21 protein-coding genes are annotated in these 21,409 nt (G+C 69.5%); 15 read left to right on the top strand and 6 right to left on the bottom strand.

What is annotated here, in order from left to right; all coding sequences use genetic code 11:
• Positions 1–34: 34 nt before the first annotated feature.
• From gatC to ABEA39_RS06150, 5 genes are read left to right on the top strand one after another with little or no spacing between them, the layout of a single operon-like run.
• On the top strand, positions 35–334 hold the full coding sequence (gene gatC, locus ABEA39_RS06170) for an Asp-tRNA(Asn)/Glu-tRNA(Gln) amidotransferase subunit GatC (protein WP_345374423.1): 300 nt from the start codon (positions 35–37) through the stop codon (positions 332–334).
• Positions 331–1,875 carry an Asp-tRNA(Asn)/Glu-tRNA(Gln) amidotransferase subunit GatA gene (gene gatA, locus ABEA39_RS06165; RefSeq protein ID WP_345374421.1) on the top strand — a complete coding sequence of 515 codons (1,545 nt, stop codon included), beginning with the start codon at positions 331–333 and terminating at the stop codon, positions 1,873–1,875. The genes gatC and gatA overlap by 4 nt, the downstream gene beginning before the upstream one ends.
• Complete coding sequence (gatB, locus tag ABEA39_RS06160) at positions 1,875–3,383, top strand: Asp-tRNA(Asn)/Glu-tRNA(Gln) amidotransferase subunit GatB (RefSeq protein ID WP_345374419.1); 1,509 nt, start codon at positions 1,875–1,877, stop codon at positions 3,381–3,383. Before gatA ends, gatB begins: the two co-directional genes overlap by 1 nt.
• Before the next feature lie 49 nt (positions 3,384–3,432).
• On the top strand, positions 3,433–4,044 hold the full coding sequence (locus ABEA39_RS06155) for a hypothetical protein (RefSeq protein WP_345374417.1): 612 nt from the start codon (positions 3,433–3,435) through the stop codon (positions 4,042–4,044).
• Positions 4,031–4,912: a DUF3097 domain-containing protein gene (locus ABEA39_RS06150; protein ID WP_345374415.1), complete on the top strand. Its 882-nt coding sequence runs from the start codon at positions 4,031–4,033 to the stop codon at positions 4,910–4,912. Before ABEA39_RS06155 ends, ABEA39_RS06150 begins: the two co-directional genes overlap by 14 nt.
• Here ABEA39_RS06150 and ABEA39_RS06145 read toward each other — a convergent pair.
• Positions 4,899–6,032 (bottom strand): SGNH/GDSL hydrolase family protein, encoded by a 1,134-nt coding sequence (locus ABEA39_RS06145; RefSeq protein WP_345375280.1) that lies wholly within the window; start codon positions 6,030–6,032, stop codon positions 4,899–4,901. The two genes, ABEA39_RS06150 and ABEA39_RS06145, sit on opposite strands and share 14 nt — an antisense overlap.
• A 216-nt stretch (positions 6,033–6,248) precedes the next feature.
• On the opposite strand from ABEA39_RS06145, the gene ABEA39_RS06140 reads away from it, so the two are divergent.
• The gene (locus ABEA39_RS06140) at positions 6,249–6,911 is read left to right on the top strand and encodes a spermidine/putrescine ABC transporter substrate-binding protein (protein ID WP_345374413.1); all 663 of its coding nucleotides are present in this window, start codon (positions 6,249–6,251) and stop codon (positions 6,909–6,911) included.
• Entirely contained in the window at positions 6,911–7,303 is a 393-nt protein-coding gene (locus ABEA39_RS06135) for a DUF3054 domain-containing protein (RefSeq protein ID WP_345374410.1), read from the top strand. The genes ABEA39_RS06140 and ABEA39_RS06135 overlap by 1 nt, the downstream gene beginning before the upstream one ends.
• Positions 7,304–7,397: 94 nt before the next feature.
• Here the strand turns inward: ABEA39_RS06135 and ABEA39_RS06130 are convergent, their stop codons facing one another.
• Positions 7,398–7,718, bottom strand: a complete 321-nt coding sequence (locus ABEA39_RS06130; protein ID WP_345374408.1) for a DUF7882 family protein — start codon at positions 7,716–7,718, stop codon at positions 7,398–7,400.
• Between the two features lie 148 nt (positions 7,719–7,866).
• Between ABEA39_RS06130 and ABEA39_RS06125 the strand changes: the two genes are divergently transcribed.
• Positions 7,867–9,309 carry a phytoene desaturase family protein gene (locus ABEA39_RS06125; protein ID WP_345374406.1) on the top strand — a complete coding sequence of 481 codons (1,443 nt, stop codon included), beginning with the start codon at positions 7,867–7,869 and terminating at the stop codon, positions 9,307–9,309.
• A gap of 449 nt (positions 9,310–9,758) precedes the next feature.
• Entirely contained in the window at positions 9,759–10,091 is a 333-nt protein-coding gene (locus ABEA39_RS06120) for a hypothetical protein (RefSeq protein ID WP_345374404.1), read from the top strand.
• A gap of 126 nt (positions 10,092–10,217) precedes the next feature.
• On the opposite strand, the gene ABEA39_RS06115 is transcribed toward ABEA39_RS06120, so the two are convergent.
• The gene (locus ABEA39_RS06115; protein ID WP_345374402.1) at positions 10,218–11,900 is read right to left on the bottom strand and encodes a long-chain-fatty-acid--CoA ligase; all 1,683 of its coding nucleotides are present in this window, start codon (positions 11,898–11,900) and stop codon (positions 10,218–10,220) included.
• Between the two features lie 96 nt (positions 11,901–11,996).
• Here ABEA39_RS06115 and ABEA39_RS06110 point away from each other — a divergent pair, with 96 nt between their 5' ends.
• On the top strand, positions 11,997–12,818 hold the full coding sequence (locus ABEA39_RS06110; RefSeq protein WP_345374400.1) for an SDR family oxidoreductase: 822 nt from the start codon (positions 11,997–11,999) through the stop codon (positions 12,816–12,818).
• 19 nt (positions 12,819–12,837) lie between these two features.
• Complete coding sequence (locus ABEA39_RS06105) at positions 12,838–13,785, top strand: oxygenase MpaB family protein (protein ID WP_345374398.1); 948 nt, start codon at positions 12,838–12,840, stop codon at positions 13,783–13,785.
• Positions 13,786–13,869: 84 nt separating this feature from the next.
• Here the strand turns inward: ABEA39_RS06105 and ABEA39_RS06100 are convergent, their stop codons facing one another.
• On the bottom strand, positions 13,870–14,475 hold the full coding sequence (locus ABEA39_RS06100) for a TIGR03086 family metal-binding protein (protein ID WP_345374396.1): 606 nt from the start codon (positions 14,473–14,475) through the stop codon (positions 13,870–13,872).
• Positions 14,476–14,628: 153 nt separating this feature from the next.
• Between ABEA39_RS06100 and ABEA39_RS06095 the strand changes: the two genes are divergently transcribed.
• Both ABEA39_RS06095 and ABEA39_RS06090 read left to right on the top strand, forming a co-directional pair.
• Positions 14,629–14,958, top strand: a complete 330-nt coding sequence (locus ABEA39_RS06095) for a DUF6412 domain-containing protein (RefSeq protein ID WP_345374394.1) — start codon at positions 14,629–14,631, stop codon at positions 14,956–14,958.
• A gap of 73 nt (positions 14,959–15,031) precedes the next feature.
• Positions 15,032–15,793, top strand: coding sequence for a YidC/Oxa1 family membrane protein insertase (locus ABEA39_RS06090; protein ID WP_345374392.1), 762 nt, complete (start codon positions 15,032–15,034; stop codon positions 15,791–15,793).
• A gap of 70 nt (positions 15,794–15,863) precedes the next feature.
• Here the strand turns inward: ABEA39_RS06090 and ABEA39_RS06085 are convergent, their stop codons facing one another.
• Both ABEA39_RS06085 and ABEA39_RS06080 read right to left on the bottom strand, forming a co-directional pair.
• Positions 15,864–16,421, bottom strand: a complete 558-nt coding sequence (locus ABEA39_RS06085) for a YceI family protein (protein ID WP_345374390.1) — start codon at positions 16,419–16,421, stop codon at positions 15,864–15,866.
• A 183-nt stretch (positions 16,422–16,604) separates the two neighbouring features.
• Positions 16,605–17,609 (bottom strand): aldo/keto reductase family protein, encoded by a 1,005-nt coding sequence (locus ABEA39_RS06080; protein ID WP_345374388.1) that lies wholly within the window; start codon positions 17,607–17,609, stop codon positions 16,605–16,607.
• Between the two features lie 284 nt (positions 17,610–17,893).
• Between ABEA39_RS06080 and ABEA39_RS06075 the strand changes: the two genes are divergently transcribed.
• Positions 17,894–19,399: a glycosyltransferase family 2 protein gene (locus tag ABEA39_RS06075; RefSeq protein ID WP_345374386.1), complete on the top strand. Its 1,506-nt coding sequence runs from the start codon at positions 17,894–17,896 to the stop codon at positions 19,397–19,399.
• The gene (locus ABEA39_RS06070; RefSeq protein WP_345374384.1) at positions 19,396–21,387 is read left to right on the top strand and encodes an ArnT family glycosyltransferase; all 1,992 of its coding nucleotides are present in this window, start codon (positions 19,396–19,398) and stop codon (positions 21,385–21,387) included. Before ABEA39_RS06075 ends, ABEA39_RS06070 begins: the two co-directional genes overlap by 4 nt.
• The last annotated feature ends 22 nt before the right edge of the window (positions 21,388–21,409 follow it).

Raw genomic sequence — 21,409 nt, 5'->3', positions numbered from 1 at the left:
GGGGTACCCCCGACAGAACACGTGACGGAGCCGCATGTCTGAAATCACGCGCGAGCAGGTGGAGCACCTCGCCGGTCTCGCCCGCATCGCCCTCACCCCCGACGAGATCGACAAGATGACCGGAGAGCTCGGTCACATCGTCGACAGCATCGCCAAGGTGCAGGAGGTCGCGAATCAAGACGTCCCGGCGACCAGCCACCCGATCCCGCTGTCGAACGTCTTCCGCGACGACGTCGTCGGCGAGACCCTGACGCAGGAGCAGGCGCTGCGCGGCGCCCCCGAGCACGACGGCAGCCGCTTCAAGGTGAGCGCCATTCTGGGAGAAGAGCAGTGACCCACGACCTCATTCGGCTGAGCGCGGCCGATCTCGCCTCGAAGCTGACCGCGGGCGAGGTGTCGAGCGTCGAGGCGACGCAGGCTCACCTCGACCGCATCGCCGCCGTCGACGGCGACGTTCACGCGTTCCTCCACGTCAGCGAGACGGCACTCGACGCCGCGCGCGCCGTCGATGCCGCCCGTGCCGCGGGGGAGCCCCTCGGCGAGCTGGCCGGCGTGCCGATCGCCATCAAAGACGTCCTCTGCACGATCGACATGCCGTCGACCGCCGGCAGCCGGATCCTCGAGGGCTGGATCCCGCCGTACGACGCGACGGTCGTCGCCAAGCTGCGCGCGGTCGGCCTCGTGCCGCTCGGCAAGACCAACATGGACGAGTTCGCCATGGGCTCGTCGACGGAGTTCTCCGCCTACGGCCCGACGCGCAACCCCTGGAACTTGGAGCGGATCCCCGGCGGCTCCGGTGGCGGTTCGGCCGCGGCCGTCGCCGCCTTCGAGGCCCCTCTCGCGCTCGGCAGCGACACGGGTGGCTCGATCCGCCAGCCCGGAGCCGTGACCGGCACCGTCGGCGTGAAGCCGACCTACGGCTCGGTCAGCCGCTACGGCGCGATCGCCCTGGCTTCGTCGCTCGACCAGGTCGGCCCGGTCTCCCGCACCGTGCTCGACTCGGCTCTCCTCCACGACGTGATCAAGGGCCACGACCGTCGCGATTCCACCTCGCTGCGCGACGAGTGGCCCTCGTTCGCCGACGCCGCCCGCGACGGCCTTGCCGACGGCGCCCTGCGCGGCGTCAAGATCGGCATCGTCAAGGAGCTCAACGGCGACGGCTTCCAGCAGGGGGTCAAGGCCCGCTTCGCGGACGCCGTCGAAATCCTGCAGAAGGCCGGAGCCGAGATCGTCGAGGTCTCCGCGCCCAGCTTCGAGTACGCGATCAGCGCCTACTACCTGATCCTCCCCGCCGAGGCCTCGTCCAACCTGGCGAAGTTCGACTCGGTCCGCTTCGGCATGCGCGCGACGATCCCCGGTGGAGGCACCGTCGAGCAGGTCATGGCCGCGACGCGCGAGGCCGGCTTCGGCCCCGAGGTCAAGCGCCGGATCATCCTCGGCACCTACGCTCTGAGCGCCGGCTATTACGACGCCTACTACGGCAGTGCCCAGAAGGTGCGCACGCTGGTGCAGCGCGACTTCTCGCGCCTCTTCGGCGAGGTCGACGTCCTCCTATCGCCCTCCGCGCCGACCACGGCGTTCCCGCTCGGCGAGAAGATCGACGACCCGCTGTCGATGTACCTCAACGACCTGACGACGATCCCGGCGAACCTCGCGGGCATTCCCGGCATGTCGATCCCCATGGGTCTGGCCGACGAGGACGGCCTCCCGACGGGCATCCAGCTGATGGCGCCCGCCCGCGAAGACGCGCGCCTCTACCGCTACGGCGCCGCCCTCGAGAAGGCGTTCGAAGACGTGTGGGGCCACACGCTGCCGTCGCAGGCCCCCGAGCTGTCCGAGTCGGAACAATCCGCTGCTACCGAGGGAGTCGTCTGATGGCCGCCCGCCCAGAATTGATGGACTACGACAAGGCCCTCGAGCTCTTCGAGCCGGTCGTCGGCTTCGAGGTCCATGTCGAGCTGTCGACCACCACGAAGATGTTCTCCGACGCGCCGAACGTCTTCGGCGGCGAGCCCAACACGAACATCACCCCGGTCGACCTCGGCCTGCCGGGCTCGCTCCCCGTCGTGAACGGTCAGGCGGTCCGCTACGCGATCAGCCTCGGCCTCGCCCTCGGCTGCTCCATCGCCCCGTCATCGCGTTTCGCCCGGAAGAACTACTTCTATCCCGACCTCGCGAAGAACTACCAGATCAGCCAGTCCGACGAGCCGATCGCCTTCGAGGGCTCGGTCGAGGTCGAGATGGCCGACGGCACGATCTTCACGGTGCCGGTCGAACGCGCCCACATGGAGGAGGACGCCGGCAAGCTGACGCACGTCGGCGGCTCCACGGGCCGGATCCAGGGCGCCGAGTACAGCCTGGTCGACTACAACCGCGCCGGGGTGCCGCTGGTCGAGATCGTCACGCACCCGATCATCGGTGCGGGCCGGCTCGCGCCCGAGCTCGGTGCCGCCTACGTCGAGACCATCCGCGACATCGTGCGCGGGCTGGGCATCAGCGAGGCGAAGATGGAGCGGGGCAACCTCCGCTGCGACGCCAACATCTCGCTGCGCCCCCATGGCCAGGAGAAGCTCGGCACCCGCACCGAGACGAAGAACGTCAACTCGTTCCGAGCCGTCGAGCGCGCCATCCGTTACGAGATCCAGCGTCAGGCGGCGATCCTCGCCAAGGGCGGCTCCATCACGCAGGAGACCCGGCACTGGCACGAGGACACCGGCCGCACCTCCGCGGGGCGCCCGAAGAGCGATGCCGACGACTACCGCTACTTCCCCGAGCCCGACCTGGTGCCCGTCGAGCCGAGCCTCGAGCTGATCGAAGAGCTCCGTGCGGCCCTGCCCGAGACGCCGGCGGTGCTCCGTCGCCGGCTCAAGGCCGAGTGGGGATTCACCGACCTCGAGTTCCAAGACGTTGTCAACTCCGGTCTCACGAACGAGATCGTCGAGACCACGAAGGCGGGGGCATCCCCCCAGGCCGCCCGCAAGTGGTGGACGGGCGAGATCGCCCGACTGGCGAACGCCGCCGGGCCCGACGTCGAACCCTCCTCGCTCGTCACCCCGTTCCAGGTGTCCGAGCTCATCGCCCTGATCGAGGACGGCGAGCTCACCGACCGTCTTGCACGGCAGGTGCTCGAGGGCGTCATCGCCGGCGAAGGCACGCCGATCGAGGTCGTCGAGAAGCGCGGGCTCAAGGTGGTCTCCGACGACGGAGCCCTCATCGCCGCCATCGACGAGGCATTGGCCTCGCAGCCCGACGTCCTGGAGAAGATCCGCGACGGCAAGGTCCAGGCCGCCGGAGCCGTTATCGGCGCCGTCATGAAGGCCATGAAGGGCCAGGCCGACGCCGCTCGTGTCCGCGAACTCGTCCTCGAGAGGGCACAGGCCTGAGGCGGGCCCGGGGCCGCCTTCCGAGGCGGCCCTCCCTCGCCCTTGGATCATGACCGATCAGCGAACGTCCTCGACCCGGCCGGCACCGCGTGGTGTCGGCTGGTGGCTGTCCCCTCTGCGCCCGGTCGCGATCGGGATGGTCGTCCTGGCCATCGTGTTCGTCGTCGGGCTCAAGACCCTGCCGCTCCACACGATCCTGATCTGGGCCGGGCCGCACGACCGCGCCCTGGCTGCCTCGAGCAGCGACGTCGAGATCCTCGTCCTGATCGCCGGACTCGTCGTGCTGGGCCTCTGGCTCGTGACGGCCGGCATCATGGCGCTGGTGCCCGTACGCCACGTCCTCGTGCCCCACTCCGCGTACTGGAAGTCCGGCGGACGTCACCCCGAGATGCGGCGTCGGTACGCCGCCTACCTCGGTCGAGCGGTCGGCGGTACCTACGTCTTCATCGCCGCCGAGCTCCTGCTGGGCATCCTCTCGCAGAAGGGCTCGGCCCTCGAGACGCCCTGGGCGCCGATCGTCGTCTCGATCGCCTACATCGTCGGGCTCCTCATCTTCGCCGTCTGGGTCTTCACCGACGGCTTCCGACCGGCGCCCACGCCTCGGTCATCGGGCACGGGCGCGGTGGGTGCGCGGACGGGTCAGACGAGTGCCCGGCGCTGACGGCGGAGCGACCCGGCACCCGGGCGCTGCGGGCCCCGACCGTTACGGCTCCGACGTCCTCGCGGGCGGTGCCTGGAAGAAATCGACGAAGAAGCCGCCGCGCGAGGTCGATGCGGTTCGCGATCTCGTGGTCGAAGAGACCGTGTCCGGCTTCACCGGCGCGGTCGTGCGGGTCGAGGCCTCGATGGTCGAGCTGGCCGACTGGAAAGACCGAGTGCGCGCCTTCCCGCTGAGCGCCGCCTTCGCCATCGACGGCGAACCGGTCTCCCTCCGCTTCCCCCGCGCCGCTCCGCAGGGCAAGGCGCGATCCGCCTCGGGGTCGTTCGCGGTGACGGACGCCAAGGCCCGGGTCGCCCTCGCCAGCCGCATCTTCGTCGAGGGCCGCCACGACGCCGAGCTGGTCGAGAAGGTCTGGGGGCACGACCTCCGGGTGGAGGGCGTCGCCGTCGAATACCTCGAGGGCGTCGACAACCTGGCCGAGGTGCTGAAGGTGTTCAAGCCCGGCCCCGACCGCCGGGTGGGCGTGCTGGTCGACCACCTCGTGACCGGCTCGAAGGAGAGCCGGATCGCCGATGCCATCGCCCGGAGCCCGCTCGGAAAGAACGTGCTGGTCGTCGGGCACCCCTACGTCGACGTCTGGCAGTCGGTCAAGCCGGAACGCCTGGGGCTGTCCGAGTGGCCGGTCGTCCCGCGCTCGATCGAGTGGAAGCACGGCATCTGCCAGGCCCTGGGCTGGCCCCATGAAGAGCAGGCCGACATCGCGCGCGCCTGGCAACGGATCCTCTCGCGGGTGCGGACCTACGCCGACCTCGAGCCGTCGTTCCTCGGCCGGGTCGAACAGCTGATCGACTTCGTCACCGTTCCCTGACCGGCTCGGCATCCGGGTCGCGGGTACGGCGGCGGCGCACGCGGAAGGTCAGGACCGCGGCGGCGGCCACGACCACGGCGGCGGCTCCGATGAGCCAGAGCAGGGCATCCCCCGATACTGAGGGTCGTGCCGCGGCCGCTGCCGACGGGCTCGGCGACGGCGTCACGGCCAAGGCCTTCCGCACCAGCGGCGTCGTCAGCGAGGCGAGAAAGGCCGCTCCGCGGGCGTTGGGATGCAAGGCTCCCGTCTCGAGCGACACCTGCGTCAGTCCTGCCGAGCCCGTCAGGGTGATGCCCTCGACGTAGGCCGCGGACGGTGCCGCACAGGCCGAGTGCGCCTCGCTGTCGGCCAGGGCGGAGACGGAGGTGAAGCCGGCTGCTGCGGTCGCCCGGCGCGTCTCGGCGTCGAGCGCCTTCTGCACGCCGGCGAGATACGCCACGTCGGTGGTCGTGAACGGGAAACCGTCGACGGGGAATGTGCCGAGGACGCTCGCGGCGTCGAACACGGGTCGGTAGCAGCCGGCCGCCGGGGTGTGGGCGGCGTCGGGGAAGATGGCCGGGTAGCCCACGACGAAGACCCGGGCGTTCGGCGCCTTGGCGTGAATCGTCGCGAACGCCCGCGTGAGACCGGACGCCACCTGGCCTTCGATGGCGGCCTCGAGCGTGTCGTGACCGTCGGCGTCCAACGTGGACTTGCAATCGGCACCGCCGCCCTTGGCGAGCACCGGACCGTTCGCCGAGAGGGCGATGCACGACGAAGCCGACGCGAAGAGCCCGGCGTCGTTGCCGCCGATCGAGACGGTCACCACGCGGGTGGCGCGGCTCAACGAGTCGGACTGCGGGGCGGCGCCGTTCTGTCTCGTGTCGACGATGTTCGCCGTCGTCGCACCGGCACAGGTGCGGTCCACCAGGTCGAGGTGCAGGGCCGCGGCGATCCGATGCGGATAGTCGAGGGCGGACTGGCCGCACGCCGGGACCGGTTCGCCGGTCGGGTCGGCGAGGCCGTAGCCGGCGGCATAGGAGTCGCCGAGCGCGACGTAGGGGAGGCCCTGCGTCGGGAGCGGGGTGCTCGGAGCGGTACGGGCGGCTGTCGGGGTCGAACCGGTGGCCGTCGGGGTGATGCGGGCGGCTGTCGGGGTCGCACCGTCGGCGGAAGCGGCCCCGGTGAGGAGACCGGACAGGCCGAGCGCGGCGACGAGGGCGAGAGCGGCGGCCAGCCGGGGACGCCGGTTCAGCGCGACACTCGTCGGATGGATTCGGGCATCGTCCGAGTCTAGATCGTGGGTCTCCGAGCGCGTCCCAGGGTCCGGGCGACGGTCGACGCTTAAGATGGCGCCATGGCCGATTCGATCGAGGGGCGCGTGCGCAGCGGGGTCGACGCCTTCCTCCGCTGGCTCCCGCGATGGGAGATCGGCACCTCCCGCGCCCGGACTCGCGTCTGCCGCCTCTGCTTCGGCTCTCCCGTCGCCACGGCCGCGGGCTTCGACGTCGACGTTCCCCACTCGGTCCAGCACGCCCTCCTGTCGCGGATGCGCGTCATCGTCGACGAGGAGGTCGATCGCTACACGGCCCGCAACCTGCCCCTGGTCAGCCGCGAACTCGCCAAGGCCGAGGGGCCCGAACTGCCGGGCTACCGGCCCGACGAAGGTCTCGCCCTCGAGTTCCAGGGGCTCGAGATCGATCCGCCACCGGAGCCGGGCCAGCCGTTCCTCTTCACCCTCGCCGAGCTGGCGCAGGAGGATCGCGACGCGGCGCTCCCACTGGCCGAGCCCGTGCATCCCACGCCCCCCGCTGCCTATTCCGAGGAGGCGAAAGCCGCTTTGCGCACCGAACTCGAACTCGCCGACGACCATGCGAGGGCGGTGGGCACCGGTGTCTGCCTCGCCCTCGTCGAACACCGCTCACGGATCGCCGACGCGATCGACCGCCTCGTCGAGCCGCAGATCGACGACCTCCTGTCCGAACTCTCGCAGGCCCTCGAGAACCCGAGGACCCGCTGATGGCCCGCCGCGCGCCCTGGTGGGCCTTCGTCGCAGATGTCGTGCTGGTGCTGGCTTTCGTCGTGATCGGCCGCCGCAGCCACGACGAGAACGACGTGGTCGCCGGGATCTGGACCACCGCCTGGCCGTTCCTGTCGGGCATGGCCATCGGCTGGATCGTGGTGCTCGTGGCGCGGTGGAGGCTGCCGGCGCTCCGGTCGGGCATCGTCGTCTGGATCGCCACGGTGCTCTTCGGAATGCTCCTCCGCGTCGTCTCGGGGCAGGGCATCGCCGTCAGCTTCGTGATCGTGGCGCTGATCGTGCTCGGCGTCTTCCTGCTCGGATGGCGCGGCATCGTGCTCGGCGCGCTCAGAAACGCGAAGAACCGGCGGATGCGCGGCTCGAGGGCCTGAGGCGCGTCGCCTCCGAGGCGGGCCGGCTTCGGTCTCGCCCGAAGGGTCGGGCGCGCGCCTGAAGCGGAAGGCGCTCGCCTGAAGCGGCGGGCGGCTAGCCCTTGGCCGAGTTGTCGAGCGACGGCTCGTCGCTCAGCACCAGCCCCGACGAGCTGTTGGCGCTGGCCGTGAGCTCGGCCAACCAGGCGCGGCTGATCGACGGCACGCGCCCGCCGGAGTACTTGAAGTAGAGGGGGATGCCCGGGTCCATCCAGAGGCTCGAGCGCCCGTCGCCGACCTTCTGCGTGTCTCGCCAGGAGAAGAAGAACGACTCGCGTCGGCGCAGCTTCGTCGCGATGACGATCTGAAGGTGCTCGAGGGTGCGGTCTTCGAATTCGATCTCGATGGCCGTCGAACCGTAGATCAGCGATCCCATGCGGGTCTCCTTCAAGGGGGGCGCGAACCCTTGCGGGACGGGCCTGGGACAGTGGTGCGAGAACGAGGTTACCGTGACCGCGGCCCGGCCGTTCCACTACCGTGGACCGCCGGACGCGAGCCGTGTCGTCCGGGAACCGAGGAGTGCCATGTCGGACGACGCGATCGTAGTCGGAGCGGGGCCGAACGGCCTCGCCGCAGCCGTGGTGCTCGCTCGGGCGGGCCTGTCGGTGCGGCTGCTCGAACGGAGCGACACGATCGGCGGCGGGGCCCGGACGGCCGAGCTGACGCTGCCGGGGTTCCTCCACGACGTGTGTTCGGCCGTGCATCCCATGGGCGCGGTTTCGGGGTTCTTCGAACGGTTCGGGCTGACCGACAGAATCGACGTGATCACCCCGGAGATCTCGTACGCGCATCCGCTCGACGGGGGCCGGGCCGGTGTCGCCTGGCGTGATCTCGACCGCACCGTCGACTCGCTCGGGTTCGACGGGCCGGCTTTCCGCGCCCTGCTCGGGCCGTCGATTGACCGCAACGCCGAGATCGCGCAGTTCACGCTGTCGCCGATTCTCCAGGTGCCCCGGCATCCCCTCGCGATCGCCGGCTTCGGGCTGGCGATGCTCGACCAGGGCGGCCCGTGGTGGAACGAGCGCTGGCGGAACGAGGAGGCGCCCGCGATGCTCGCCGGGGTCATGGCCCACGCGATCCGTCCGATGCCGAGCCTGAGCGCCGCGGCGGCGGGTCTCGCCCTCGCGGTGCACGCGCACGCGAAGGGGTGGCCGCTGCCTCGGGGTGGCAGTCAGAGCATCGTGGATGCCCTGGCCGACGACTTCACGGCCCACGGCGGCATCATCGAGACCGGCGTCGAGATCACCTCCCTCAGCCAGACGGCGCACGCCCGCGCGACGATCCTCGACGTGTCGGCCCGGGCCCTCGCCGACATCGGCGCCGGGCGCTTTCCGACCCGCTACAACGACGCGCTCCGGCGCTTCCGCTACGGCAATGCGGCCTCGAAGGTCGACTTCGCGCTGTCGGAGCCGGTGCCGTGGGAGAACGCGGATGCACGCCTCGCCCCCACGGTCCACCTCGGTGGGTCGCGGGCCGAGATCGCCGCCGCCGAGGCCGCCGTCGCGCGCGGGCAGCACAGCGACGACCCGTACGTGCTCGTCGTCCAGCCGAGCGTCGTCGACCCCACCCGTGCTCCCGAGGGGAAGGCCAGCCTCTGGGCCTACACGCACGTGCCGCGCGACTCGGACATCGATCAGACCGAGGCCATCATCCGGACGATCGAGCGGTTCGCGCCGGGTTTCCGCGACACGATCCTGGCGTCGTCGAGCCGGACGGCGAAGGATCTGGAGAACTACGACCCGAACTACATCGGCGGCGACATCGCCACCGGGGCGCCGAGTCTCTGGCAGCTGATCGCCCGACCGAACGTGTCGACGGATCCGTGGCGGACGCCTGTGCCCGGGGTCTACCTCGGGTCGTCGTCGGCCCCTCCCGGGCCGAGTGTGCACGGGCTCGGCGGGGCGTACGCGGCGCGGAGTGCGCTGCGGCACGAGTTCGGCATCAGGCACTTGCCCGACCTGCGCTGACGGGCCCGGCGGGGGCGATTGGATCAGCAACTCGCCGAATAGACATTTCACATTGGATAGATCTCAGCTCTAGAGTCGTGCCTCATGAGCATGCCGAACCGTTTGCCCCTGTCCCGGCGATCATTCCTGGTCGGGGGCGCGCGAGAGCACTTTCTCGATGGTGAGACTAAGCCAGACTCCAAGGAACTGCTCACCCTTAGTGCCGCAGTGTCGCAAAAATCAGCAGCGCTGATTGCGACGTGATGCCTCAGCCTTCGTTGACGCGTCGATCCGCCCGGCGAGTTCTCTCGGCCTTGTGTTGTGCGTCTTACCCGGCTCTTGCCTGCTGCGCCAGCTTCCTTCTGGCCCGAGAAGCGTATGAAGCGTTGTCAGATCCCAATGGGCTCGGTTCGGCGGCTTCTCCAGTGGGAGTTGTTGTGCGCGGGGGAAAGGCTCTTCTCCTTCTTGCGGTGATCGCGGCCCGCGGGGGATCACGCCGCTTCCTCGTACCCAACGAGGCCATCGTCATCGCGGTCCTGACACAATCGGTTCTCGGCGCGTTTGCGCTGATCGGCTTCATCGCGGGGTTTACCCTGAACGCCCAGTCGGCCCGGAATCGTGTCGCCGCTCACCTCAGCCACGACATGCCGCTCGTCGTGGTAGGCGCGGTTCTTCTCGAGTTGCTGATGCTCGGCTGGAACCGGCAAACCCTGCAGCCCGTCGTGCGAGCCTTCCTCGTGTCGGCACTGGTCCTCGTCGCTGCAGTGCTCGCCGGTTTCGTCGCGTGGTTAGCTACGCGGTGACGCGCCCGACGGGTGGCCGTGCATCCCGCCGTCTGCGATCGAGTGGGCGCGAATGGCCACCTCGCTCTTCGGTGGTGGCCGTGTGCGCCCAGTCGACGCATTGGGTGCCGGCAGGGGTGCAGAGCCCTACTTCTTGGCGAGCAGCTGCTCTTTCACCTTGCGGCGGATCACCTTGCCGATGAGGCTCTTCGGCAGGTCGTTGACGATCACGATGCGGCGCGGCACCTTGTAAGCGGCGAGGTTCTCGCGGGCGTACTCGCGCAAGGCCGCCTCGTCGAGGGTCGCGCCCTTTTCGACCACGACGGCTGCGGTGACCTGCTCGTTCTGCGTCGACCCGAGGCCGACGACGGCCACATCGGCGACCCCGTCGAACTTCCGCAGCAGGTCCTCGACCTCGGACGGCGAGACGTTGAAGCCTCCGGTGATGATGAGGTCTTTGATGCGGTCGACGATGGTGAAGTAGCCGTCTTCGGAGATCGTCACGATGTCGCCGGTACGGAACCAGCCGTCGGCGAACGCCTCGGCCGTCTCTTCGGGGCGGCCGTAGTAGCCCTGGAACACCTGCGGGCCCTTGACGACCAGCTCGCCGCGCTCGCCGGGCGCCACTTCGCGGGTCGGGTCGTCGGGATCGACGGCCCGCGCGTAGGTGCTCGACATCGGCATGCCGACGGTGCCGGCTCGACGGTTGTCGGAGACAGGGTTCGCCATGAGGATCGGCGAGGTCTCGCTCAGGCCGTAACCCTCGATGAGCCAGCCGCCGGAGCGCTCCTCCCAGGGGTCGACGACCGCGGCCGAGAGCGGCATCGCCCCGGAGATCGCGATCTCGATGCCCTTCAGCGAGACGCCGGCGTCGTCGGCGGCGCGCTGCAGGCGCTGGTAGATCGGCGGCACGGCCGGAAGGAAGGTCGGGGGATGCTTCTTCATCGCCTTGAGCACCAGCGAGGGCTCGAACGCGGGGAACAGCACGAGCCGCGCCCCCATCCGCATGGCGAACGTGAGGCAGAGCGTGAGCCCGTACGCGTGGAACATCGGCAGGATCGCGTAGACGACCGTCTCGCCGTCCTTGATCTGGGGGATCCACGCCCGCGCCTGGGCCGCGTTCGACAAGAGGTTGCCGTGCGTGAGCATGGCCCCCTTCGGGCTGCCGGAGGTCCCGCTCGTGTACTGGATCAACGCCAGGTCGTCGGTGGCGGGCCGGGGATGCGCGAGGTCGATCCTGGCCGACGACGCGACCTGCTCCCACGTCGTGGTCCCCGTGACCTCGGTCGTCAACCGGTCGCGCGACTCCCGCGCCCTCTTCACCGGCAGTCGGAGCTGCGCGCGCATGAGGAGCGGCATCGCCTTCGTCACGTCGATCGAGACGATCGCCTCGATCGGCACCTCGGCGGGGAATGCCTGGATGGTCTTCACGGTCTTGTCCCACGCGATCGCGAACCGGGCGCCGTGGTCTTCGAACTGGTGCTGGAGCTCGCGGGGCGTGTAGAGCGGGTTGTGCTCGACGACGATGGCGCCGAGCCGCAGGATCGCGTAGAACGCGACGACGTGCTGCGGGCAGTTCGGCAGGATCAGGGCGACCGTGTCGCCCGCCTTCACGCCCAGCTTGCGCAAGCCTTCGGCCGCCCGCTGCACCTGCTCGACGAGGTCGCTGTAGGTGGTCTCGGCGCCGAAGTACTCGAGGGCGACGGCCTTCGGGTAGGTCGTGGCGGTGTCGCGCACGAGGTCGATCAGTGAGCCCTTCGCCGGCTCGATGTCGTGGGGGATGCCCGGAGCGTAGGAATCAAGCCAGGGACGCGCACTGTCGGTGGTCACCGCACCACTCTAGGAGGTCTCCTGGGGAAACCTGGAACAGGGGGGACGCGCGGGGAGTTGTCTGTCGATGGATCACCCTTCGAAAGGACACCCACTTTGAGCAAGACATGGTTCATCACCGGCGCCTCCCGTGGATTCGGACGCGAGTGGACCGAGGCCGCCCTCGAGCGCGGCGACAACGTCGCGGCGACCGCCCGCAAGGTCGAGACCCTGGACGACTTGACCGAGAAGTACCCCGACACGTTCCTGGCCCTCCAGCTCGACGTCGACGACCGCGAGGCGGACTTCACCGCTGTGAAGGTCGCGTTCGAGAAGTTCGGCCGGCTCGACGTCGTCGTCAACAACGCCGGTTACGGCCACTTCGGCATGATCGAGGAGCTCAGCGAGAAGGACGTGCGCGCCCAGCTCGAGACCAACCTCTTCGGCGCCCTCTGGGTCACTCAGGCCGCCCTTCCCTACCTTCGTGGTCAGAAGTCCGGTCACCTCATCAACGTCTCCAGCATCGGCGGGATCTCGGCGTTCCCCGGTATCGGCGCGTACCACATGTCCAAGTGGGCCCTCGAGGCGATGGGCCAGTCGCTCTCCCAGGAGGTCGCCGGCTTCGGCATCAAGGTCACGACCATCGAGCCCGGCGGGTTCGCCACCGACTGGTCCGGCCCCTCGGCCAAGCACAGCACGGAGCTGCCCGACTACGCCGAGGCGCACGAGGCACGCAAGAACCGTCCCTCCGCGGCCGCCACCCCGGGCGAGCCGACGGCGACCCGCGCCGCGATCCTGAAGGTCGTCGACGCCGAGAATCCGCCGCTTCGCATCTTCTTCGGGTCGGTTCCGCTGGGCCTCGTCACCAAGGACTACGAGTCGCGGCTGGCCACCTGGAACGAGTGGCAGCACGTCTCCGAAGAGGCGCAGGGCAACTAGGCCTCGGCCTGCCCCTCCCATGAGCGCCCTCGCCACCCTCACCGAGCCGATCCGCTCGCGCCTGCAGTTCACCTTCAACGGGCAGCGGACCGGCACGCCGCAGTGGGTCGAGGACCTCGCCGACGGTGACGACCCCGGGTTCTTCGGCCCGGGGTCGGCCGTCTGGGCCGTGCACGGGGGCATGTCGACCATCCCGGCCGGCGTGCGAGCCCTGCTCGTCCAGGCCCTGCACCCCGGGGCCCTCGCGGGCGTCCACGACCACTCCCGCTACCTCGAGGACCCGCTGGGTCGGCTCGCGGGGACGATCCGGTGGATCTTCACGGTCTCGTACGGCAGTAAGGAGGCTGCCACCCACGCTTCGAACTTCGTCACGCGCATTCACGAGAAGGTCACCGGCTCCTACCTCGACCGGAACGGCGTCTCGCACGACTACGCCGCGAACGACCCCGACCTCCTTGCCTGGGTGCACATGGCGTTCGCCGACTCGTTCCTCGCCGCCGCGCTGGCCTGGGGTGCGCCGATCCCCGGCGGTGCCGACGCCTACGTGCGCGAATGGGCCACCGCGGGAGAGCTCATGGGGGTCGAGAACCCGCCGCGCTCCTACGTCGAGATGCAGGAGCAGCTGATGGCATTCGACCGCGACGGCGTGCTCGAGCGGACCGCCCGCACGGACGACGTGGTGAAGTTCATCCGCCGGCCGCCGCTGTTCCCGGTGCTGAAGGCGGGCTACCCCGTGCTGTTCGACGGGGCGGTCGGCACGCTGTCGCCCCGATTCCGCGAAATCCTCGGACTCCGGGCCCCGCACCTCGGGTCGCTCGACCTCCCCACGCGGGCCCCCGCGGGAGTCATGCTCGGAGGGATCGGCGCGTTGCTCGGGGCCGAACCCGCTGCGGCCAAAGCCGCTCGCGTGCGACGCGCCCGCCTCGGCATCGAGGACCCGCCGTTCGTCGCGGCCCGTCGGCGCTGATCCGGCGTCGCCCGTCGCTGATCCGTCGCCGCACGTCGGCGCTGATCCGGCGACGTCGATCCGCCGAACGGTTCGGGCGGTCGGCTAGCTGGCGTCGCGCCCGGTCAGGGCGAGCAGGCGGATCTGCAGAGGCGCGTCCGTCGGCACGGGCACGACCGGCGCATAGAGGCCGCTCGACTGCAGCCGTGCGGCCTGCGGCTCGAAGAGCCCCCAGACCGCGTCGACCAGTCGGTCGTCGAGCGCCTCGGGAGCTCCGGTGGCCCGGGCGAGATCCCAGGAGTGGATCGTCACGTCGCCGACCTGCTCGGTCAAGTAGTCGGACACCGTCACGGTGTCGTACGAGAGGTGCACATCGGCGCCGAGGTCGGCCGACGCCCAGGCCGCCTGCGCTGCCCGGGAGTACCGGTGCCACTCGACGGGCAGGTCGTCGCCGAGCGGGGTGATGGCGAGTCGCGCCTCGGCGGTCGTGCTGCCGGCCAGGAGCAGCGGGACCCACTGCTGCTCTTCGGTGACGTGGGCCACGAGGTCGCGGACGCTCCACTCGGTGTCCGGTGTCGGGGCGTCCCAGTCCTCGACGGACTCGATGCGCGCGGCGAACTCGCGGTGCGCCGTGGCCAGGAGGGCGAGCCAGTCGGTCGTGTCGTCGGTGGGGTTCCCGGTCGGGCTTCCGGTCGTGCTCTCGCTCGTCATGAGGATCCTCTCGCGTGTCCCGGCGGGCTCCGCTCGGTGCGCGCTCGGGTTTGATGCAACCTCGACCCCGACCGGGGTGTTCCGGGGTCGTGTTCGCGGGCAGCGGACCGGCGACCGGGCGTCTCGGGGCGCTGCCGATGCTAGCGTCTCGGCATGACCCTCCTCCTCGCCCTGATCGGTCGCTTGCTCGCGACCGCCGGCGAGGTGGTGTCCGGCGGACTCCCGATCGGTGCACCGGCCCTGTCGAGCCTCCTGCTCGTCGGGGTGCTGGGGGTGGCCTCGGTGGCCGTCCTCGTGGCTGCCACGCGCATCCTCGCCTCACTGGTCTCGGGGGTGCGAACCCTTCCGGTCGCCGACCCGCGGGAAGACGCCGACCTGCGGGTCCGCGTCGTGCAGAGCGATCCCGACGCCGAGGGGCACGTGCGAGCAAGGGCTCCGGGTTGGTCGACGCCGACCGCCGCCCGACTTCGGCCCTCCCTCTAGCGAGAGCGCGCTCCGGCGACGGTCAGACGGTCCTTCCGTTCGTCCGTTCGACCTTCTCAGGAGACCTCTCACCATGAACCCGTTCGACTTCCCGCCCGTCGCCGCTGCCCTCGACGGCCTCTACCACCTCGTTCTGCAGCTCGGCGTGCTCTTCTCGCCGTGGGCGGGCGCCTCCGCGTCCGCCGCCGCCATCGTCGCCCTCACCCTCGCCGTCCGGCTCGTGCTGCTGCCCGTCGCCGTCTCGCAGGTGCGCGCCGAGGTCGCCCGGCGTCGTCTCGCCCCGCAGGTGGCCGCCATCCGGAAGCGCTATGCGAAGGATGCCCCGACCGCCACTCGCAAGCTGCAGGAGCTCTACACCGCCGAGCACGTCTCACCCCTGGCCGGGATCCTGCCGACGCTGCTGCAGGTGCCCGTGCTGTCCGGCGTCTACGCCCTCTTCGCGCATGCGACGATCGCCGGTCACGCCAATCTGCTGCTGACCCAGACCCTCGCCGGAGCCGTGCTCGGCGCCAACCTGTTCGCGAGCCTGACGCCGGTGGTCGTGGCCGTGGCGGTGCCGCTCGTCGTGCTGGCGGCGCTCGCCGTGGTCGTGGAGATCACCCGGCGGGCGAATCTCCGCTGGGCCGGTTCTGCGGCGTCGACGGAAGCGGCCGCGGTTCCGGGAATGGGAGCCGTGCTGCGCATCCTGCCATTCGTCACCGTCGTGTTCGCGGCGTTCGCGCCTCTCGCGGCCGCCCTCTACCTGTTCACGAGTGCGGCGTGGACGGTCGTCGAGCGCGAACTGCTGCGGCGGCACCTCACCCCGGCCTCGGCTCGAGGAGCGGTCGCCGCCTGACAGGGAGTGCAGAAAGGGCCCACGCCGTTCGGCGTGGGCCCCTTCGAGGTGAAGCGGTGAAGCGAAGTGCTTAGGAAGCGAGAACGAACTGGATCTCGAAGTCGAGCGTGATCTCGTTGCCGAGGGTGAGCCCGCCGTTGTCGAGGGGGGCGTTGAACGAGATGCCGAACTTGGTGCGGTCGATCTTGCCCTTGGCCGAGAAGCCGGCCTTGGTCTGACCGTAGCCGTCGGTGACGATGCCACCGAACTCGGCCTTCAGGGTGACGGGCTCGGTGTGGCCCTTGAGGGTGAGCTCGCCGTCGATGACGAGGTCGTCGCCCTTCTCGGTGATGGTGGTCGACTTGAAGGTCGCGGTGGGGTGCGCCTCGGTGTTGAAGAAGTCGTCCGAGTGGAGGTGGCCGTCGCGGTCGGCGTTGCCGGTCGAGATGGAGGCGATGTCGACGGAGGCCTCGAGGGTGGAGTCGACGATCGAGTCACCGGTCGTGAGGGTCGCGTCGAAGGTGCCGAACGAGCCCTTGACCTTGCTGATCGCGAGGTGACGGACCGAGAAGGTGACCTCGGAGTGGGCGGCGTCGACGTTCCAGGTGCCTGCGACGTAGCCGGGGATGGTTTCGATGGTGATTGCCATTGTTGATCTCCTACGAGTTGATGGGACGGATGCAGTGACGATGTTTGGTGTCATGTCACCGAACCCGTCGAATCATGCAAGCGTATCGAACGGATCTTCATTCCCGGACCGGGGAAAAAGAACAGGTCGTTAACTGACGCGCGGCCGGACGCGCTGTCGTGCGCGTCCGGCCGGTGACGCCGCTCAGGCGGGACGGACCTCGGGGGAGACCGTCTTGCCCGGATCGCGCTCGGCCAGGTGGCCGACCGCGGCATCGATCTTCGCGAGGACCTCGGCGGGGAGCGTGACGCCGGCCGCCTTGACGTTGTCGGCCACCTGCTCCGGCCGCGAGGCGCCGATGATCGCCGAGGCGACGTTGTCGTTCTGCAGCACCCAGGCGATTGCGAGCTGGGCCATCGACATGCCGAGGTCGGCGGCGATCGGCTCGAGCTGCGCCACTCCGGTCAGGACCTCGTCGGTCAGGAAGCGCTTGATGGTGTTGGCGCCGCCCTTCTCGTCGGTGGCGCGGCTGCCGGCCGGGAGCTCGGCGCCCGGCTTGTACTTGCCGGTCAGCACGCCCTGGGCGACGGGTGACCAGACGATCTGCGAGACGCCGTACTGCTTCGACGCCGGCACGACCTCCTCTTCGATGACCCGCCAGAGCATCGAATACTGGGGCTGGTTCGAGATGAGCTGGATTCCCAGCTTCTGGGCGAGTGCGTGACCGGCCTGGATCTGGGCGGCGGTCCACTCGGAGACGCCGATGTAGAGCGCCTTACCCTGACGCACGACGTCGGCGAACGCCTGCATCGTCTCTTCCAGAGGTGTCGCGGTGTCGTAGCGGTGTGCCTGGTAGAGGTCGACGTAGTCGGTGCCCAGGCGGGAGAGCGAGCCGTCGATCGACTCGAGGATGTGCTTGCGGCTCAACCCCACGTCGTTGTGCCCGCGGGGGCCGGTCGGCCAGTAGACCTTCGTGAAGATCTCGAGGGACTCGCGACGCTCGCCCTTGAGCGCGTCGCCGAGGACCTTCTCCGCCGCCGTGTTGGCGTAGGCGTCGGCCGTGTCGAAAGTGGAGATGCCTGCGTCGAGGGCGGCGCGGACGCAGGCGAGCGCCGTCTCGTTCTCGACCTGCGAAGCATGCGTGAGCCAGTTTCCGTACGTGATCTCCGAGACCTTGAGGCCGGAGTGTCCGAGATGTCTGAATTCCATGGCCCCAGCCTACGAGGCACGGGTGTACCCCGGCCAGGCGGCCCTTTTGCCGGACCCGGAAGCGGGGTTACGATCCTCCGTACCCCGATCACATGCGTTATGTGAACGGGGTGTGACGCATTCCTGGCAATCGCCGCAATTGGCCGTACCCCTACCAAACCCGATGGGGGAGCCCCCCGAACCGGGGACATAACAGAACACTGTCCCCCGAGCCGGGGGAACGCCGATTCACCCATCGGCCTCACGATCCACCACCCGAAACCTCCCCCGAAGGAGAGTGAACCGTGTCGTCTGACCCGACGCAAAGCACCGCCTCCCTGTGGGCCGCAGGAGAGCCCGACCCCCTGCTGACCCCTCAGGCCCCATCCGGAGACTCGATCGTCCCCAACCGCGGTGTCGTCACCGACGGCGTCTCCGGGCTGTCCGGATTCCACCTGCCGGCGTGGAACCTCGCCGAATGGATCGGTTACTCGGCCCTCGTCGTCGTCTCGATCCTCCTGACCGCCGTCGCGGTGTCCACTCTTTGGTGGATGCTCCACGCCTGGCGGTCGAAGGACAACCTGAAGGGCACCGGCTTCAGCGAGAACCCGCTGCCGGCCCAGCACACCTTCACCCTGCTCGTCCCCGGACGGCACGAGGAGGACGTGATGGCCCAGACCCTCGACCGCCTCGCCGAGCAGGACCACCCGAACTACGAGATCATCGCGATCGTCGGCCACGACGACCCCGGGACCGACCGCGTGGCTCGCGAGGCTGCGGCCCGGCACCCCGACCTGATCCGAGTGATCGTCGACGACACCGAGCCGAAGAACAAGCCCAAGGCGCTCAACCTCGCTCTGAAATCGGCCCGCGGCGAGATCGTGGGCGTGTTCGACGCCGAGGACGAAGTGCATCCCCGTCTCTTGACGCTCGTCGACTCGAAGTTCACCGAGACGAACGCCGACGTGGTGCAGGGCGGCGTGCAGCTGATGAACTTCCAGTCGACGTGGTGGAGCCTCCGCAACGTGCTCGAGTACTACTTCTGGTTCCGCTCGCGTCTGCACTTCCACGCCAAGAGCAAGTTCATCCCGCTCGGCGGCAACACCGTCTTCGTGACCAAGGAGAAGCTGGACTGGTCGAATGGGTGGGATGCCGACTGCCTCGCCGAGGACTGCGAGCTGGGTGTCCGTCTCTCGAGTGAAGGTGCGAACGTCGTCGTGGCCTACACGCCCGAGGTCGTCACCCGCGAGGAGACCCCCGGGTCGTTCAAGTCGCTGCTCAAGCAGCGCACGCGCTGGAACCAGGGCTTCATGCAGGTGCTGGGCAAGGGGGAGTGGCGCAAGCTCCCCACGATGCGGCAGCGCTTCTACGCGCGCTACCTGCTGACGATGCCGTTCATCCAGGCCATCACCGGCATCCTGATCCCGATCTCCGTGATCCTCATGTTCACGATCAAGGTTCCGACCGGCGTCGCTCTGATCACATTCATCCCCGTCGCCCCGACCCTCGTGCTGCTGGCCGTGGAGTTCACGGGCCTCGCCGAGTTCGGACGCGTCTACGGCAAGAAGGTGCGTGCCCGCGACTACTTCCGCCTCGTCTGGGGTCTCATCCCTTACCAGATCTTCCTCGCCCTGGCCGCGGTGCGTGCCGTCTACCGTCAGCTCCGCAACCAGAACGGCTGGGAGAAGACGGAGCACACCGGCGCCCACCGTGACGCCGAGGTCGAGCCGCTCAACGTGATCCCCATCGGCGCCGCCCGCGGCGCTCAGCCCGAACCCGCCCTCGCGATGGTGTCTGGAGACGACCGATGACGACCACGACAGAACGTCCCCTCGTCGGGCCCCCCGCGAGTCCGATCACACCCGACCGTCACGACGACCTCCGTGAGGAGCGGACCCCCTCGTGGGGCCGCCGCCACGGCGCGAGCCTGGTGTGGATCCTGCCCGTCATGGCCATCGTCGCCACGGTCCAGGCCTGGAACATGACCGGTTCGCCGCAGCGGATCGACGACGAGGGCACCTACACCGCGCAGGCGTGGTCGATCCTCCACCTCGGCTCGCTCACGCACTACACCTACTGGTACGACCACCCGCCGCTGGGCTGGATCCAGATCGCCGGCTACACCGGCCTGACCGGTGCCTTCGGGCGCTACTCCCAGGCCGTCATGGCCGGGCGCGAAGCGATGCTGTTCTTCACGGTCATCGCCGTGGCCCTGGTCTGGCTGCTCGCCCGCCGCATCGGCCTGAGCCGTCCGGCAGCCGGGATCGCGGCTCTCGTGTTCGGCATCTCGCCGCTGGCCATCCAGTTCCACCGCACGGTGTACCTGGACAACGTGGCGACCCCGTGGCTGCTGCTCGCGTTCCTCCTGGCCCTCAGCCGCAAGAACCAGCTCGCCGGCTTCATCGGCAGCGCCTTCGCCTTCGGTGTGGCGGTGCTCTCGAAGGAGACGTTCCTGCTGGCCCTGCCGTTCCTCGCCTGGGTGATGATCCGCAACTCCGAGAAGTCGACTCGTCGCTACACCCTCGCCACCTCCGGCGCGGTACTCGCCCTCGTCGGCGGCGCCTACGTCGTCTTCGCGGCCGTCCGCGGAGAACTCGTCCCGGGACCGGGGCACACCAGCCTCGTCAGCGGTCTGAGCTTCCAGCTCGGCACCCGGACGGCGAGCGGATCGATCTTCGACCCGCAGAGCCTGTTCTTCAAGGTGGTCGACCAGTGGTGGAACCTCGACCAGGTCTTCATCGTCCTCGGCCTCGTGTCGGCCGTCGTCGGCCTCTTCCTGAAGCGGACCCGCCCCTACGCGGCCATCGTCGTGTTCGCGGTCGCCATCATGTTCCGTCCGAACAGCTACGTGCCCGTGCCCTACGTAATCATGCTGCTGCCCTTCGGCGCGCTGCTGATCGCGGGTGTCGCGGACACCGCGGTGAAGGCGTACCGCGCTCGCCGAGCCGGAAAGGTCGGCACGACGGTGAGCCGCGTCGGCGCTACCGCCTGGCTGGTCGTCACCGCCGTGGCGATCGCCGCCATCGTGCCGCTCTGGACCACGCAGCTCCGGGGCTTCCTCAAGGCCGACCTCGATGCGCCGATGGTCAGCGCCGAATCGTGGGTCACGGACAACGTGCCGAAGAACTCCCGCCTCCTCGTCGACGACTCGATGTGGGTCGACCTCGTGAAGGCCGGCTTCGCTCGGGACAACGTCGTGTGGTTCTACAAGATCGACACCGACGGTGCCGTCGAGGCCCAGTCGCCCCAGGGGTGGAAGGACTCCGACTACATCGTCACGACGGACTCGATCCGCACATCGGCGTCGGGCAGCCCCGACGTCGTCAAGGCCCTGGCGAACTCGACGATCGTGGCCACCTTCGGAACCGGAACGCAGATGGTCGACGTCCGTCGGATCCACCCGCAGGGGTCCGCCGCCTACGCTGCGACGGCCAAGGCGGAACAGGCCGCTCGGGCCACCGCCGGAGCCCAGCTCGCGACGAACCCGAACCTCATCGCCAGCACCCAGGTCAAGAAGGCCCTGGCGGCCGGACAGGCGGATTCGAGGATGCTCGTGGTCCTCGGTCAGCTCCTCGGCACGGGGTCGGTCACCGTCAGCGACTTCTCGGCCCTCCCCGGCGAGCAGAACGATCCGTTCCGCCGCCTCGTGATCCGCCAGAGCTCCGGCGAGCCCGGCTCGCAGCTCGTCTCGTGGCTCGGCGCTCTCGGCAGCACCTACGCTCCGTCGACCGTCACGCCGACGAGCCAGGGGACGGTCGTGCTCTTCCCGGCCTCCGAACCCGCCGGCCTCCTGGGCTGACACCCTCGGCGCGGCCGCCCCG

Origin of the sequence: Frondihabitans cladoniiphilus, from assembly GCF_039544345.1 — a bacterium.
Lineage (GTDB): Bacteria > Actinomycetota > Actinomycetes > Actinomycetales > Microbacteriaceae > Frondihabitans > Frondihabitans cladoniiphilus.
This window is presented reverse-complemented; position numbering and strand designations above follow the sequence as displayed.

What these genes read in the sequence shown, in the direction of transcription:
- ABEA39_RS06085 (WP_345374390.1), bottom strand. Translation starts at nt 16,421, where the DNA reads ATGGCAATCACCATCGAAACCATCCCCGGCTACGTCGCAGGCACCTGG.
- ABEA39_RS06125 (WP_345374406.1), top strand. Translation starts at nt 7,867, where the DNA reads ATGTCGGACGACGCGATCGTAGTCGGAGCGGGGCCGAACGGCCTCGCC.
- ABEA39_RS06100 (WP_345374396.1), bottom strand. Translation starts at nt 14,475, where the DNA reads ATGACGAGCGAGAGCACGACCGGAAGCCCGACCGGGAACCCCACCGAC.
- ABEA39_RS06105 (WP_345374398.1), top strand. Translation starts at nt 12,838, where the DNA reads ATGAGCGCCCTCGCCACCCTCACCGAGCCGATCCGCTCGCGCCTGCAG.
- ABEA39_RS06080 (WP_345374388.1), bottom strand. Translation starts at nt 17,609, where the DNA reads ATGGAATTCAGACATCTCGGACACTCCGGCCTCAAGGTCTCGGAGATC.
- ABEA39_RS06090 (WP_345374392.1), top strand. Translation starts at nt 15,032, where the DNA reads ATGAACCCGTTCGACTTCCCGCCCGTCGCCGCTGCCCTCGACGGCCTC.
- ABEA39_RS06070 (WP_345374384.1), top strand. Translation starts at nt 19,396, where the DNA reads ATGACGACCACGACAGAACGTCCCCTCGTCGGGCCCCCCGCGAGTCCG.
- ABEA39_RS06095 (WP_345374394.1), top strand. Translation starts at nt 14,629, where the DNA reads ATGACCCTCCTCCTCGCCCTGATCGGTCGCTTGCTCGCGACCGCCGGC.
- ABEA39_RS06140 (WP_345374413.1), top strand. Translation starts at nt 6,249, where the DNA reads ATGGCCGATTCGATCGAGGGGCGCGTGCGCAGCGGGGTCGACGCCTTC.
- ABEA39_RS06135 (WP_345374410.1), top strand. Translation starts at nt 6,911, where the DNA reads ATGGCCCGCCGCGCGCCCTGGTGGGCCTTCGTCGCAGATGTCGTGCTG.
- gatC (WP_345374423.1), top strand. Translation starts at nt 35, where the DNA reads ATGTCTGAAATCACGCGCGAGCAGGTGGAGCACCTCGCCGGTCTCGCC.
- ABEA39_RS06155 (WP_345374417.1), top strand. Translation starts at nt 3,433, where the DNA reads ATGACCGATCAGCGAACGTCCTCGACCCGGCCGGCACCGCGTGGTGTC.
- gatB (WP_345374419.1), top strand. Translation starts at nt 1,875, where the DNA reads ATGGCCGCCCGCCCAGAATTGATGGACTACGACAAGGCCCTCGAGCTC.
- ABEA39_RS06130 (WP_345374408.1), bottom strand. Translation starts at nt 7,718, where the DNA reads ATGGGATCGCTGATCTACGGTTCGACGGCCATCGAGATCGAATTCGAA.